The following is a 14,707-nucleotide window of genomic DNA, read 5'->3' on the forward strand; positions in this document are numbered from 1 at the left end:
GTGACCAAAGGGGTATCAGAATGTGTGGCGAACGCCGACTGCGTAACCTTTGTCGCCGGAGCCAGCAGTGACATCACCAGCATTGCCGACCGTATAACCTGCGCCATTTTCATTTTTCATGCGTGAAAACTGGGCATACAAAGCGGTCCGCTTGGACACGTTATATTCATAGCCGACTGCCATTTGCTTGGCATTTTGCGCCGCTGCGGTCTTGTCTTTGCGGTCGATGTACGACAGCTGGACATTGCTTACGCCAAACGGGATGGTTGCGCCGAGCATGAAATCCCGCGCGTCGGTCGTAGGTGATGCCGGGAATGCCAGCGCTGTCGCCGCTGTGCGATATGGTACGCCCAGACCGATCGCTTCGGACGAATAGGAGAACTTGGTCGGTGTCTTCAGCGTGGCATAGGCCGCGCTTACTTTGACAACTTCAAAATCATAGATTGCAGCAATGATGGCGTTTTTGGCGACAGCTGTGTTCTGAGCGGTCGCGAAGGCTACCGGAGTGGCGGCCGCAGGTGTTGCATTTTGGCGCTGTAACGCTGCTCGTACTACCAGAGGACCATTTGCATATTGGACTGCGCCGTTGATGACACGACCCAGTTTCGAGTCACCGACAACTTCACCAAAACCGTAAAGCAATTCACCGCTGAAACCCGAAAATGACGGGCTGACATACAAAATGCTGTTGTTGCTGCGGCCGTTCGAACCAGTGAACGCCATCAGGTTGCCGGTGTTGCCTTCGCCGCCTGCGCCGAACGGATCAATTGCAGCGACTGTTTTGAAGTAGGGATTGTATTGACGACCCATGGTCAGCGTGCCGCTATTGCTTTTCAGGCCGACAAAGTCCTGGCGAGCGAAAACAGTGCCGGTTGGATTCGCACTCGATGCCAATTGAGCACTGCCACCAGTATCGATGGTGATACCCGTCTCCAGCAGGAAAACGGCTGCAAGACCACCGCCCAAGTCTTCCACGCCGCGGAATCCGAGGCGTGAACCGGCAGTAATGCCACTTGTCAGTTTGTTGACGGAACCGGATGGGTTGCCGCTTTCATGAACAACACCGGCATCCATGATGCCGTACACCGTGACCGAACTTTGGGCTGAAGCTGAGCCAGCGATAGCGCTCAAGACGGCGAGTGCGAGTAATGATTTTTTCATTGATAATCTCCACGAGTTTTTTGAGAAAACATTATTGTTGTAATTTAAAACGCTCGACGGGACGCTGGTCTGCGGTGCCGACTCTCTATTGCGAGACAAGAAGCTGGGAAGCATTTCAACAAATTACAGTCTCTAGAGCAAAGAGAATTTTGTTTGTTGGTAGTAAATAAGTCATCATGTTGTGTTGTCGCAACACCATATTTTTATATTGGCAAATGGGATAAATCATGAGTTTTCGCACGGATAACTGGATTACTGGTTTTGATCGTGCCTTGCGAATCATCGCTGGCGTGGCGATGGCAGAGCGGACGAGCCCGGGCTTGTCGATCGAGGATGTGCCAATGAGTGAACCGGATCGGCGGCATAGCGCAGGTCTGATGCGCGTCAATCATGTGGGTGAAGTGTGTGCACAAGCGCTGTATCAAGCGCAGGGGCAATTTGCCCGCAGTACCGAACTGACCGTGCAATTTGCGCATGCAGCGCGGGAAGAAGAAGATCACTTGGCGTGGACTGCCGAGCGCATTACACAATTGGGGTCGCATCCCAGCGTTCTCAATCCGATCTGGTTTGCTGGTGCCTACGTGCTCGGGATGGTTGCCGCGCGTGCAGGCGACGCCCACAGTCTTGGCTTCGTCGTTGAAACCGAAAGGCAAGTCGAAGCGCACCTCTCGCACCATCTCGACACGTTGCCGGTCACGGACACGAGGTCGCGCGCCATCGTGCTGCAAATGCGCGATGACGAAGTCTCCCACGGTGCAGCAGCCCAGGCGCTCGGTGCCAGCTCTATGCCGAAGCCAGCGCGCCTGCTGATGGGCCTGGTCAGCAAGGTCATGACTCGTACTGCTTATTATTTGTAAGCGTCAGGCTTGCTCGAGGATTTCGATGCTGTGTGTGATGACAGCAGATTTTTCGAGCATGATCGATGCCGAACAGTATTTGTCGTGAGACAGCTTGATGGCACGCTCGACCAGATTGGGTTTCAGGTTGATGCCGGTGACGACGAAATGAAAATGGATTTTCGTAAAAACTTTCGGGTCTTTTTCTGCACGCTCCGAAGTCAGTTTGACTTCACAGTTGCGGATTTCCTGGCCACTTTTGCGCAGGATGAGGACGACGTCATAGGCAGTACATCCGCCGGTGCCGAGCAGTACGATTTCCATTGGCCGTGGTGCCAGGTTGCGTCCGCCGCCATCCGGTGCGCCGTCCATGGCGACAACGTGACCAGAACCGGTCTCGGCAAGAAAAGTCATTCCGGATAAGCCGGTCCAGCGTACGGTGCATTCCATGGGTGGTTTCTCCAAGTATTCGGTGAGCGTCATCTTTTACCGGACGGAGTTTAACGACTGGTGCGGCCGTTGTCTTAGGTGATTCCGTTTTAATTGACCCGATGCACGCAATACGGGTACACTCTCGCGTTCTTCTGTACGCTCAGGAAGAGATAACAAGGCAGAGTCTGCGCAATGGTGCGCGTGGAACCACCTATCTTTGAGCGAATCAATCTAGTTAGGAAGTCATCATGAAAACTTTTTCCGCTAAAGGCCATGAGGTCAAGCGTGAATGGTTTGTGATTGACGCGACGGACAAAATCCTCGGACGTGTTGCCAGCGAAGTGGCACTCCGATTGCGCGGCAAACATAAACCTGAATTCACCCCGCACGTTGATACGGGTGATTTCATTATCGTCATCAATGCAGGCAAGTTGCGTGTTACCGGTAGCAAAGCTACCGAGCGTACGTACTATCGCCACAGCGGTTATCCAGGCGGTATCTACGAAACCAACTTCCTGAAGATGCAACAGCGTTTTCCGGGTCGCGCGCTTGAAAAAGCAGTCAAAGGCATGTTGCCTAAGGGCCCGCTGGGCTACGCGATGATCACGAAGCTCAAGGTTTATGCAGAGGCAACACATCCGCATACCGCGCAGCAACCCAAAGTACTTGAACTCTAAGGAACTGACATGATCGGTATCTACAACTACGGGACCGGCCGTCGCAAGAGTGCAGTCGCCCGCGTCTTCATCAAAACCGGAAGCGGTCAAATCGTCGTCAACGGCAAGCCAGCGAACGAATACTTTTCGCGCGAAACCGGTCTGATGGTGATTCGCCAGCCACTGGAACTGACCAACAACGTCACCACTTTTGACATCATGATTAACGTCAACGGCGGCGGCGAATCCGGCCAGGCTGGTGCAGTTCGTCACGGTATCACCCGTGCTTTGATCGACTACGATGCCACCCTGAAGCCAGAACTGGCCAAGGCTGGTTTTGTTACTCGTGACGCACGTGAAGTCGAGCGTAAAAAAGTCGGCCTGCGCAAAGCACGTCGCGCAAAGCAATTCTCGAAGCGTTAATCGCGTCTTCAGTTTTGCAAAAAAACCGCCGGATTCGTCTGGCGGTTTTTTTTTGCGTGCGGCCGACGTATTTCGGCTGCTGTTAGAATTAGAAATAACTATTCGGGGAAATACAAATGATCAAAGTTGGAATCGTAGGAGGTACCGGTTACACCGGCGTCGAGTTGCTGCGTTTGCTTGCCGTTCATCCTGACGTTGAGCTGACGGCAATCACTTCTCGCAAAGAAGATGGATTGCCGGTGGCCGACATGTTTCCGTCGTTGCGTGGCAGAGTGTCGCTGGCGTTTTCCGCACCTGAAAAAGCGCGTCTTGACGAATGCGATGTGGTGTTCTTCGCGACGCCTCATGGCGTCGCAATGGCACAGGCACCCGCGTTGCTTAAAGCCGGCGTCAAGGTCATTGACCTAGCTGCCGATTTTCGTTTGCAAGATACCGCGACATTCGAGCAATGGTACGGGATGCCGCATTCGTGTCCGGAATTATTGGCAGAAGCCGTGTACGGATTGCCTGAAGTTAATCGCGAGGCAATCCGCAGCGCCCGGTTGATCGGTTTGCCTGGTTGCTACCCGACATCGATGCAGCTCGGCTACGCTCCCTTGCTGAGCGGTGCCGCCGCGTTGGTCAATGAATCGGGCCTGATTGCCGATTGTAAATCGGGCGTCTCCGGGGCTGGCCGCAAGGCGGAAGTGGGCTCGTTAATGGCTGAGGCCAGTGACAATTTCAAGGCCTACGGCGTCAAGGGACACCGTCATTTACCGGAGACCGTACAAGGTCTGCAAGCGATTGCGGGGCGGCCGATTGGTCTGACTTTCGTACCGCATTTGGTACCGATGATCCGTGGAATTCATTCGACCTTGTACGCGCAGATTCTGCCGCATGCGCGTGACACCGATTTTCAGGCGTTGTACGAGCAGCATTACAAGGGGGAGCAGTTTGTCGATGTGATGCCCGCCGGTAGTCATCCAGAAACCCGGTCAGTTCGGGCTTCCAACATGTTACGCATTGCGGTTCACCGGCCCGGCAATGGTGACCTGCTGGTCATCCTTGTGGTTGAAGACAATCTCGTCAAGGGCGCTGCTGGTCAGGGCGTGCAGTGCATGAATATCCTGTTCGGGTTCGACGAGGCAGCAGGTCTGATGCACGTGCCGGTCATGCCTTGATGTTGCTGGCCCTGCATCCATCATGAGGTTCAAGTTATGGTTGCGGCGGTTGTCGATTTCTGCCCCTCGCGTGACGATCAAGAGTCATTTTCCATGGCCGCTGAAAATGCTGTTCATGGTCTGCACGATCGCTCTCGGGGGTGCAGCTGCCCTCTGGATTTACGACCTTGGTCGACAGTTCACCGGGCACGATCAGTCGCCAAGTCAGGACGTTGCCGCCTATCGGGAGCAACTCGCCAAGTTGTCCGCCCAGAGAGATCGATTTTCCAGCACAGTCAATGCGTCGGAAAGTCAGCTGATGATAGAACGCAGCGCGCAAAAGCAGTTGGCCGCGCAAGTCAAGTTACTGGAGGGTGAGAATGTGCGTCTCAAGGAAGATCTCGCCTTCTTTGAAAGCTTGTTGCCGAAGGATACCGGCGGCCCGGAGGTTTCTATTCGCCGTCTTACGGTCGATATGGTTGGGCCGAACCAGTTGCGCTATCGTTTGCTGCTAATGCAAGGTGCGCGTGGGAGCAACGATTTTATTGGCACACTCCAGCTTGCCGTTACGACATTGCAAGCAGGGCGGAGTGCAGTCATACTTTTCCCTACGGCAAATTCCAGTGATACTCCTCAGTTCAAGCTTGGGTTTCGCCACTATCAACGTATTGAAGGTTTGCTCACGCTACCCGACGGTACATCGGCAAAGTCCGTGCAGGCACGGATTTTTGAAAAAGGCCAGATGCGGACCCAAGCGTCGGCAAATTTGTAAAGGGGGATGTCATGTTCGGTCGCAAATCCAAAAGCACTATTGATAGTCTGATTGGTATTTCAACCTCCATTGTTGGTGATGTTCATTTCAAGGGCGGCTTGCGCATCGATGGACAAGTCAAGGGCAACGTGATTGCCAGCGAAACGGAAACGAGCATTCTGGTCATCTCGGAGCAGGCGAAAATCGAGGGCGACGTCAGGGTGGCGCATCTGGTCGTCAATGGGGAAATCAAAGGGCAGGTGTTTTCGTCCGAGCTACTTGAACTGCAGCCGAAAGCCCGCATAACTGGTGACGTCTATTACAAGGCGCTGGAGATGCACGGTGGTGCCGTTGTGTCCGGCAAGCTGACCCATGATTTGGCCGGTGAGCCGTTGCTGAAGCTGGCGCAGCCAAAGTTGGCATCGTCCGGCACATGATCCTGTGTGGCCGTCTATAATACAAAACATTAGTCCAGTGGGAGTCATGAAATGAATGCAGTTACCGAAATGCCAGCACCAATCCTGTTTAGTGACAGTGCTGCAATGAAAGTCGCGCAATTGATCGAAGAAGAAGGCAATCCTGACCTGAAATTGCGCGTGTTCGTCCAGGGCGGTGGTTGTTCGGGTTTTCAGTATGGCTTCACGTTCGACGAGATCGCCAACGAAGACGATACGACAATGACCAAGAACGGCGTCCAGTTGCTCATCGATTCAATGAGCTATCAATATCTGGTCGGAGCAGAAATTGACTACAAGGATGACCTTGAAGGCGCGCAGTTCGTCATCAAGAATCCCAATGCCACGACAACCTGTGGTTGCGGATCGTCGTTCTCGGCCTGATCCAGGCGGGACGGAAAAAAAAGCGCAGAACTTATCTGCGCTTTTTTTATTGGACGGCTGTGTTTTCAGGCCGGGTAAAGGGCACCTAAAATGCGCGTGCCATGCGCGCCGGTGACGGTTGGCAAGTTACCCGTTGTGCGTGCCATGAAACGTAACGCCAGCCAGGCAAAGGCGAGTGCCTCGACCTGATCCGGTGGTACGCCGATCTCCAATGTCGACTGCACGGTCGCCGTGCTCCCGCGAGCGGCCAACGCACTGTGCAACCGGCCCATTAAAAATGTGTTGTACGCTCCGCCTCCGCAGATGAATACCTCGTTGACATGAGGTGCCACGGTGACGAGTGCGTCAATTAACGTTGTGGCTGTCAATTCGACCAGTGTGGCTTGCACATCGGTCGTAGTCAGATTGCCAAAGTGGGTCAGTTGCTGGTCCAGCCAGCGCGCATTGAACAGATCCCGACCGGTACTCTTCGGCCCTGGCAGGCGGAAAAATGCATCTTCACGCAAGACGGTCAGCAGCGCAGCATTGACTGTGCCGCTCGCAGCCCACTGGCCTCCACGGTCGTACGCCTGGGCACAATGGCGTTGAGTCCACAGGTCAAGCAACATGTTTCCGGGGCCGGTATCGAATCCGGTTGTCGGCACAGCGTGGCTGCCGCGAGGCGGCAGAATGCTGATGTTGCTGATGCCGCCAATATTGGCGATGACACGCAAGCCTCCTGCAGCGAACAGGTCTTGATGAAATGCCGGTACCAAGGGCGCGCCCTGACCACCCGCAGCGACGTCGCGACTGCGAAAGTCGACGACGACATCAATGCCCGTCAATTCTGCGAGCAGCGCGCCGTTGTTCGTTTGGCGGGTATAGCCGAGTTCAGGGCGGTGGCGTATGGTCTGGCCATGTGCGCCGATGGCGACGACCTGATCTGAAGTGATGCCAGCACTTGTCAGGAGTTGTCTGACACAGGCGGCATAGCACGTCGCCAACTGATTTGCGGCCAGCGCCTCATGATGCAGGTCATCTGCTCCTGGATGCTGGAGTGCAAGCAGCGTGCTGCGCAGGTTCTCCGGAAAATCAACGTGGCCAGCCGACAGCACCTGCACCTGACAGCCGTCGACGTGTTCATCAATGCTCGCCAGCACGCCGTCGGCACCATCGAGACTGGTGCCGGACATCAGTCCGATGAACAATGGCATTGGTCGATTACCTGAGTGCCAGCTTCAGCGCATTTTCTTCCTGATGCAGCAACACGAAACGGTGCGTCATGTCGCCAGCGACAGTGCGAAAGCGTTTCAAGTCCGCGTTATTCAATGCCTGTACGCTCGGGATGTCGACCGACATCGGATCACGTGCTTTGGCAGCAACCCGGAATTCATAGTGCAGGTGAGGGCCGGTAGCCCATCCGGTCGATCCGACATAACCGATGACATCACCCTGGCTGACTCTTTCACCCTTGCGCAGGCCAGCAGCAAAGCGGCTCATGTGTGCGTAGGCGGTCGTGATATTGGACCAATGTTTGAGTATGACGATATTGCCGTAACCGTTTTGAGTAGCCACCGTCTCCACGACGCCATCTGCTGAGGCGTGGATGGGCGTGCCGGTTGCGCCGGCGAAATCAACGCCAGTATGTTGTTTCCACTGGCCTGAAATCGGATGTTTCCTCATCGAAAAAACGGATGAAATTCGTGAAAATTTAATCGGGGATTTCAGGAAGGCTTTTTTCAGCGACTTGCCTTCAAACGTGTAATAGCCGCCGCCGAGGCGCGGTTCCACATCGTCGAACCAGATCGATTTATAGTTTTTCTTTCCATTCTGAAATTCACCAGCAAGGATGCGGCCGCCGCGTACGAACTCGCCGTTTTGCCAGAAAGTTTCATAGACGATATCGAAGCGATCACCGCGTTGCAGGTCAGAGGCGAAGTCGATATCGGTGGCGAACATGTCAACGATTTGTCGTGCCACATTGTCTGGAATTTGTGCCGCATCGGTTGCGGCAAACAGTGAGGACTGGATCTCGCCCGCGTGCATTTCAACACGACGCTCGAGCTCCATCGGTGCTTCGTTAGCCTTGAAGTGTTCACCATCACGGGTGATCATCAGATTTTTAGTCGTGTCATTGCGCTCGTCGGTGAGCATGCTCAGCCACTGCAACTGACCGTCTTCGCTGATACTTGCCTGGATGCGTTTGCCCGATTTGAGTTGTAATACGCCTCGTGCGACAGGGTCGGATTTGATGAAGGATTCTGCCGCATCATCGTCGATGCCAAGTCGAATCAGGACAGTGCCCAGCGTATCGCCGGAACGAATTTTTTCTTCGACAACATACGTTTGCGGAGACTGTTCGAGACTGGCGATCTGGTCGGCAATGTCGGGCAGGTTCAGCTCGTGGGCGATTGATCGGACCGGAATGTCGGAAGCATCGGGTGCCAATGGTGCGACAGCGGCAGCTCCGAATGCACAGATGGCCAGGAACAGCGCCGAGGCGGAGATGATGCGTGTCTTGCGAGAGGTACCAACAAAATGGCGGGCGCTATTGCGAATGCGATTGAATTTGTCTGAATTGAACATGCAATAAGTTAGAATTTGCCGTCTCGATTCACTTCTTTCTTCTTTTTGCTTTTGTAGTGAGTCGATGCAATGGTTGAAAGAAGTCTGGATTATACCAAACCAGATTTGGATTTCTGCCTCAATTTACTGCTTTAGATCAATGAATTCTGACCAAAAATTAAAAATAGATAAATCATTTACAACACTTGCTTCGAGGCAGCCTGCGCTGATTCTGTCGGACAGCGTACAGCACGCGCTGGCCATTACCAAGCGCGGCGTGGACGAACTGTTGATCGAGTCCGAATTTGCCCAGAAACTGGCACGCGCCGAGCTGAGCGGCAAGCCGCTGCGCATCAAGCTCGGACTTGATCCGACTGCGCCGGACTTGCATCTTGGCCATACGGTTGTTCTCAACAAGATGCGCCAGTTGCAGGATCTCGGGCACACGGTGATTTTCCTGATCGGTGATTTCACATCGATGATTGGTGATCCGTCCGGACGCAACATTACCCGGCCTGCGCTGACGAAAGAACAGATCGAAGACAACGCCAGAACCTACTTTGCACAGGCTAGTCTGGTACTGGACGCCGAGCGAACGGAAATTCGCTACAACTCCGAATGGTGTGATCCGCTCGGCGCGCGCGGGATGATCGAGTTGTCGTCCAAGTACACGGTCGCCCGGATACTCGAGCGCGAAGACTTCACCAAGCGTTTCAAGGCCGGCACGCCGATTTCGGTGCATGAATTGTTGTACCCGCTGATGCAGGGCTACGATTCGGTCGCGCTGCATGCCGATTTGGAATTGGGTGGTACTGACCAGAAATTCAATCTTCTGGTCGGGCGCGAGCTGCAAAAGGACTGGGGCCAGGAGCCACAGTGCATTCTGACCATGCCGCTGCTGGAAGGCCTGGACGGCGTCGAAAAAATGTCCAAGTCCAAGGGTAATTACATCAGCATCACGGAGCCGGCCAACAGCATGTTTGCCAAGGTGATGAGCATCTCCGACGTGATGATGTGGCGCTATTACGAACTGTTGTCGGCCCGCTCGCTGGCCGACTTGGCGCAATACAAGACGGAAGTCGAGGCAGGGCGCAATCCGCGCGACATCAAGGTCGCGCTGGCACAGGAAATCGTGGCGCGTTTCCACAGCCAGCAGGCCGCTGTGGATGCCCTGGCAGACTTCGACAATCGCGCACGTGGCGGGATTCCGGATGACATTCCTGAAATACAACTGAACGGCGCACCGCTGGGTATCGGGCAGCTGCTCAAGCAGGCCAATCTGTGTGCCTCGACGTCCGAAGCGTTGCGCATGGTCGAGCAAAATGGTGTTCGCATTGATGGTGCGGCCATCAGCGACAAGGCACTCAAGGTCGAGGCGGGCACCTTCGTATTGCAGGTCGGCAAGCGCAAGTTCGCACGGATCACGTTGTCCTGATGATTGGCTTGATCCAGCGCGTCACCCGCGCCAGTGTTGTGGTCGAGGGAAAGGAAGTCGGTGCCATTGGCAACGGCCTGCTGGTGCTGCTGTGTGCCGAGCGCGGCGACAGTGTGCGGGAGGCCGACCTGCTGCTGACCAAGCTGCGTGGTTACAGAGTGTTCGGTGATGCTGAGGGCAAGATGAATCGCAGCGTGGTCGATGTTGACGGGGCCTTGTTGCTGGTGCCGCAATTCACGCTCGCGGCAGATACGCGTTCGGGTACCCGTCCATCCTTCACGCCTGCCGCAGCACCGGATGAGGCGCGACGGTTGTTCGATTACTTCCTGACGCAGGCTTGCCAGTTGCACGGCACGGTCGCCGCGGGCGTGTTTGGCGCACACATGGAAGTATCGTTGACCAATGATGGCCCCGTGACGTTCTGGTTGCAGGTCAAACCAGTGGAAATTGGCGGTTAGTCAGCTACACTTCAGGGACCAAATCCCATGGACTTCAGGAGACTGCGATGAAATTGTGGAGCAATTCTTTCAGAGACGGTGGCTTCATTCCCGGTGAATTTGCCTTGTGCACGGTCGATCCGGTCACACACGTGACGCTGTCGGCGAATCGGAGTCCGCACCTGGCCTGGAATGAACTGCCTGCCGCAGCCCAATCGCTGGTCCTGATCTGCGTCGATCCCGACGTGCCATCGAAACCGGATGACGTCAATCAGGAAGATCGGACCGTGCCACCGGACTTACCGCGCGTTGATTTTTTTCACTGGGTGATGGTCGATATACCACCCGGTATTCATTCGATGCCGGCAGGACATTTCAGCGACGGCGTCACGTCGGGTGGCAAGTTCGGACCGCAGATCGTCGATGCTGTTTTCGGCAGTGCGCGTCACGGCCTCAATGACTATACCGGCTGGTTTGCCGACGATCCGCTGATGGCGGGGGAGTACTTTGGTTACGACGGTCCCTGCCCACCCTGGAACGATTCGGAAATCCACCGCTATGTCTTTACGTTGTATGCGCTTGATATTGCACGACTGCCGCTCGAAGACACGTTTACCGGTCCCCAGGTGCTGGCTGCGATGGCATCGCATGTTCTCGACGAGGCCAGTGTCGTCGCCATTTACACACTGAACCCGAGGTTACAGGAATGACTGCCCGATGACTGAACTGCTGCTGATCCGCCATGGTGAAACCGACTGGAACGCCGAACGTCGCTTGCAAGGCTTCCTCGATATCGGCCTCAACGATCGTGGTCGACAGCAAGCAGTCGCGCTGGCGCTGGCACTACGCGATGAAGCTCTCGACGCGGTCATTGCCAGCGATCTGCAGCGCGCGGTCCACACGGCACAGGCACTGGCGTTGCCGCGCGGCCTGACGGTGCAGACCGATGCGTGCTTGCGCGAGCGTTGCTATGGCGCGTTTGAAGGACTGCTCTACGATGAAATCGCCGGTCATTTTCCGCAAGCGCACGCTTCCTGGATGGCGCGCGAGGTCGATGCCCGCTTTCCGCCCGGCCAGCAGCATGCCGAAACGCTGCGGGAATTTTCAGCAAGGGCGGTCGACAGCATCATTGCCATCGCGCGACGTCATGCCGGACAAAAAATTGCTATCGTGACTCACGGCGGCGTGCTCGATTGCGTCTATCGTGCCGCCCGTGGAGTGGGCCTCGACAGCGTGCGGGACTTTGACATCATCAATACCGGCATCAACCGATTCCACTGGGATGGCAAGGTATTAAGTGTGCTGCAATGGGGCAACGTTGCGCATCTTGGCCAGGTAGCACTTGATGAAGCCAGCCAATAGGGCGTGTTACTCTTGATCACTCCGATGCCCGGTTTTCGAGTGACACACTCCTGAGTGACGCGCGATGAAATTCAACCTGTTTTCCCGTTTCAATTTGCTGACAACCGTGATGGCGACAACCCGCATCGCCTCGCGTCCGCAACGGACCGATAGCGAGCGTGCCAACCTCGCTGGTGCGTTGAACCAGATGCTGGAACAGTTGCCGCTCTCGGAGCAATTGTCATCTGGTGCCGAACAACTGTGTCGTGCAATCGTTGACGCGACGGGCGAATTACGTTTTGTCTGGATCGGGATGCGCGAGGAGCCTGTCATGAACGTCGCGCCACTGGTTGTAGAAGGTGAATATGCCAGCGACTGCGACGACTGGAGTCTGCCTTCGGCCTGTTTCGACAGCATCGTGCCGTACTCGCAGGCCGCCCTCGAAAATGTAGCGGTGCCCAATGATTTTCCCTCGCTGTTCGCACCCTGGCGCAACAACATGGATGGCTGCACCGCGCATTGTGCGTTGGCGATTCCGCTGCGTTCCGGCCGCGCCGGGGTGGCCGGGCTCATGGTGTTTTATGCCGCTGATATCGACTATTTTTCCCGTCTCGGACTCGTGCCCTTCCAGGCGTTCAGCCATGTTGCAGAATTTATCTGGAAACAATCCCACCTGTCGCAGTCGCTGACGCAGCAAATCGAGTTCGACGGATTGACCGGGCTGATGAACCGGCGCAAAACCGTATTCGTATTGACTGCAGCGATCGACCACGCCACGCGCGCTGGCGAGCCCTTATCCGTGCTGTTATGTCGGGTCCAGGGTTTCGACAAGCTCAACGACGTGTATGGCTGGTTCGATGCCGACGCGATTCTGGCGGCATTTGCCAGCCTGGTTGGTGCACGCATGGCACCGGCGGTTCAGGCAGGACGCTGGACCGGGGTCGAGTTTGTTTATATCTTGCAGGGATGTGATGCCGAGCAGGCCGGAGTGCTCGCTGGTCAGCTGTCGCAGTATTTGCAAGGGCAGGCAATTCACGTCAAAAACCTGTCGATCCGGCTCACTGTCGGGGTCGGTGTGGCGACACACACGCCCGCCAGTAGCGGAGTCGATGACCTGATCCAGCAGGCGATCCAGCAAATGCTGCCAGTGACACGCCCGCTGTTCTGAGCCTCTTTCTTGTGCCGTGGTCAGTCGCTGTCGATTGCCCGCTGTTGGCGCACCATGAATTCCTTCAACGTATCGATGCCGCGTAGTTGCAGGATCGTATTGCGTACCGCAGCTTCGAGCAGTACGGCAAGATTGCGGCCGGCTTCGACCGGAATGACAACCTTGCGAATCGGCAGTCCGAGCACCTCTTCGTGCTGGGCATTCAGCGGCAGCCGTTCGTAATTCTCTTCCAGCGTACTGCGTCGAACCAGATGCACGATCAGTTTCAGGCGCATCTTGCGACGTACCGCGGTCTCGCCAAAAATAGTCTTGACATCGAGCAGGCCAAGTCCGCGCACTTCCAGCAAGTTTTGCAGCAGGGTAGGGCAGCGGCCCTCGATCATGTTCGGTGCAATGCGGGCAAATTCGACGGCATCATCGGCGACCAGTCCATGACTACGCGAAATCAGCTCCAGTCCCAGTTCGCTCTTGCCAAGACCCGATTCACCGGTAATGAGTACGCCGACACCCAGCACATCCATGAACACACCATGCATCGTGATGTGTTGTGCCAGCTTTTTGGACAAGTAGACGCGCAGATAATCGATGACCTGTGCGGCAGCCAGCGGCGTGGAAAATAGCGGGATACTGCGCGCGTCGCACACTTCCATGATTTCCGGCGGCGCGTTAAGTCCTTGCGCAATGATGAAGGCCGGCGGTTCGCCGGCGACCAGTTCGGCGGTCTGGTAGCGCCGTGATTCGGGCGAGAGGCGCTGGTAATACTCGGTTTCCTGATGGCCGAAAATCTGGATGCGGCCCGGATGGATCAGATTCAGGTGACCGACCTGGTCGGCAGCCGATGCGGCGTCACCGGAAATAAGCCGTTCGCCACCGGCGAAGCCGGCAAACCAGCCAAGATCAAGCAGTTCGCGGTTTTCATCGTAAATTTGCTGGATGGTCAGCAAGGTCGTGGTCGGCATCGTGGCTCCTTGGCGGGGTGGGATTAGCCCAGGTCGTGCATGCTGCCCTGCCATGCAATCAGGCGGGTGTGAACGGAAGCCGGATCAGGATCGGTTGCCAGCATGGTACGGAATGCATCGTCTGAAAACATTTCGGCGATTTCAGACAGGATTTCGAGATGTTGCTGGGTGACGTGATCCGGGATCAGCAGGAACACCAGCAAGCTGACGGGCAAGCCATCGGGGGATTCAAACGGAATGGCCTCGCTGAGTCGCACAAAGGCCGCCAGCGGCGCTTTCAAACCCTTGATGCGTCCGTGTGGTACGGCCACGCCGTGACCCAGCCCGGTCGAGCCGAGACGTTCGCGGGCAAACAGGTTTTCGGAAACGCTGGAGCGGGCGATGCCGCAATTATTTTCAAAAATCAGGCCGGCTTGTTCAAACGCCCGTTTTTTGCTGGAGACTTCTAACCCGAGTACAACATTGTCGGGGGTAAGGATTTTGGCAAGGTTCGTCATATTTCGGAGGGATAAAGGCATCGCACGAAAGGTGAATTCGAGCGGATTATAGGCCTGTTTGTATGCTTGATTACAACATTAAAGCAATC

18 protein-coding genes are annotated in these 14,707 nt (G+C 55.6%); 12 read left to right on the top strand and 6 right to left on the bottom strand.

What is annotated here, in order from left to right:
• Nucleotides 1-15: 15 nt before the first annotated feature.
• Complete coding sequence (locus QN370_RS12705) at nt 16-1,161, bottom strand: porin (protein ID WP_322126192.1); 1,146 nt, start codon at nt 1,159-1,161, stop codon at nt 16-18.
• Nucleotides 1,162-1,388: 227 nt separating this feature from the next.
• Between QN370_RS12705 and coq7 the strand changes: the two genes are divergently transcribed.
• Entirely contained in the window at nt 1,389-2,018 is a 630-nt protein-coding gene (gene coq7, locus QN370_RS12710) for a 2-polyprenyl-3-methyl-6-methoxy-1,4-benzoquinone monooxygenase (RefSeq protein ID WP_322126193.1), read from the top strand.
• Between the two features lie 3 nt (nt 2,019-2,021).
• On the opposite strand, the gene QN370_RS12715 is transcribed toward coq7, so the two are convergent.
• A complete protein-coding gene (locus QN370_RS12715; protein WP_322126194.1) occupies nt 2,022-2,447 on the bottom strand; it encodes an OsmC family protein in 426 nt (141 codons plus the stop codon).
• A 230-nt stretch (nt 2,448-2,677) separates the two neighbouring features.
• Here QN370_RS12715 and rplM point away from each other — a divergent pair, with 230 nt between their 5' ends.
• From rplM to erpA, 6 genes are all read left to right on the top strand, one after another.
• Entirely contained in the window at nt 2,678-3,106 is a 429-nt protein-coding gene (gene rplM, locus QN370_RS12720; RefSeq protein WP_322126195.1) for a 50S ribosomal protein L13, read from the top strand.
• A gap of 9 nt (nt 3,107-3,115) precedes the next feature.
• Nucleotides 3,116-3,508 carry a 30S ribosomal protein S9 gene (gene rpsI, locus QN370_RS12725; protein WP_009666889.1) on the top strand — a complete coding sequence of 131 codons (393 nt, stop codon included), beginning with the start codon at nt 3,116-3,118 and terminating at the stop codon, nt 3,506-3,508.
• 116 nt (nt 3,509-3,624) lie between these two features.
• On the top strand, nt 3,625-4,668 hold the full coding sequence (argC, locus tag QN370_RS12730; protein WP_322126196.1) for an N-acetyl-gamma-glutamyl-phosphate reductase: 1,044 nt from the start codon (nt 3,625-3,627) through the stop codon (nt 4,666-4,668).
• 22 nt (nt 4,669-4,690) lie between these two features.
• A complete protein-coding gene (locus QN370_RS12735; RefSeq protein WP_322126197.1) occupies nt 4,691-5,419 on the top strand; it encodes a DUF6776 family protein in 729 nt (242 codons plus the stop codon).
• An 11-nt stretch (nt 5,420-5,430) separates the two neighbouring features.
• Complete coding sequence (locus tag QN370_RS12740) at nt 5,431-5,835, top strand: polymer-forming cytoskeletal protein (RefSeq protein WP_322126198.1); 405 nt, start codon at nt 5,431-5,433, stop codon at nt 5,833-5,835.
• Between the two features lie 51 nt (nt 5,836-5,886).
• On the top strand, nt 5,887-6,237 hold the full coding sequence (gene erpA, locus QN370_RS12745) for an iron-sulfur cluster insertion protein ErpA (protein WP_009666893.1): 351 nt from the start codon (nt 5,887-5,889) through the stop codon (nt 6,235-6,237).
• Between the two features lie 65 nt (nt 6,238-6,302).
• Here the strand turns inward: erpA and QN370_RS12750 are convergent, their stop codons facing one another.
• Nucleotides 6,303-7,430: an anhydro-N-acetylmuramic acid kinase gene (locus tag QN370_RS12750; RefSeq protein ID WP_322126199.1), complete on the bottom strand. Its 1,128-nt coding sequence runs from the start codon at nt 7,428-7,430 to the stop codon at nt 6,303-6,305.
• Between the two features lie 7 nt (nt 7,431-7,437).
• Complete coding sequence (locus QN370_RS12755; protein WP_322126200.1) at nt 7,438-8,802, bottom strand: M23 family metallopeptidase; 1,365 nt, start codon at nt 8,800-8,802, stop codon at nt 7,438-7,440.
• A 139-nt stretch (nt 8,803-8,941) separates the two neighbouring features.
• Between QN370_RS12755 and tyrS the strand changes: the two genes are divergently transcribed.
• From tyrS to QN370_RS12780, 5 genes are all read left to right on the top strand, one after another.
• On the top strand, nt 8,942-10,216 hold the full coding sequence (tyrS, locus tag QN370_RS12760) for a tyrosine--tRNA ligase (RefSeq protein WP_322126201.1): 1,275 nt from the start codon (nt 8,942-8,944) through the stop codon (nt 10,214-10,216).
• On the top strand, nt 10,216-10,674 hold the full coding sequence (dtd, locus tag QN370_RS12765; protein ID WP_322126202.1) for a D-aminoacyl-tRNA deacylase: 459 nt from the start codon (nt 10,216-10,218) through the stop codon (nt 10,672-10,674). The genes tyrS and dtd overlap by 1 nt, the downstream gene beginning before the upstream one ends.
• A gap of 47 nt (nt 10,675-10,721) precedes the next feature.
• Nucleotides 10,722-11,363, top strand: coding sequence for a YbhB/YbcL family Raf kinase inhibitor-like protein (locus tag QN370_RS12770; protein ID WP_322126203.1), 642 nt, complete (start codon nt 10,722-10,724; stop codon nt 11,361-11,363).
• A gap of 7 nt (nt 11,364-11,370) precedes the next feature.
• On the top strand, nt 11,371-12,015 hold the full coding sequence (locus QN370_RS12775) for a histidine phosphatase family protein (RefSeq protein ID WP_322126204.1): 645 nt from the start codon (nt 11,371-11,373) through the stop codon (nt 12,013-12,015).
• A gap of 64 nt (nt 12,016-12,079) precedes the next feature.
• Nucleotides 12,080-13,162: a GGDEF domain-containing protein gene (locus QN370_RS12780; RefSeq protein ID WP_322126205.1), complete on the top strand. Its 1,083-nt coding sequence runs from the start codon at nt 12,080-12,082 to the stop codon at nt 13,160-13,162.
• 20 nt (nt 13,163-13,182) lie between these two features.
• Here the strand turns inward: QN370_RS12780 and hprK are convergent, their stop codons facing one another.
• Together hprK and QN370_RS12790 are read right to left on the bottom strand one after the other, a co-directional pair.
• Nucleotides 13,183-14,121 (bottom strand): HPr(Ser) kinase/phosphatase, encoded by a 939-nt coding sequence (gene hprK, locus QN370_RS12785; RefSeq protein WP_322126206.1) that lies wholly within the window; start codon nt 14,119-14,121, stop codon nt 13,183-13,185.
• Nucleotides 14,122-14,144: 23 nt separating this feature from the next.
• Nucleotides 14,145-14,618 (bottom strand): PTS sugar transporter subunit IIA, encoded by a 474-nt coding sequence (locus QN370_RS12790; RefSeq protein ID WP_322126207.1) that lies wholly within the window; start codon nt 14,616-14,618, stop codon nt 14,145-14,147.
• Between the last annotated feature and the right edge of the window lie 89 nt (nt 14,619-14,707).

The organism is Actimicrobium sp. CCI2.3, assembly GCF_035019065.1.
In the GTDB taxonomy this organism is placed as follows: Bacteria; Pseudomonadota; Gammaproteobacteria; order Burkholderiales; family Burkholderiaceae_D; genus Actimicrobium.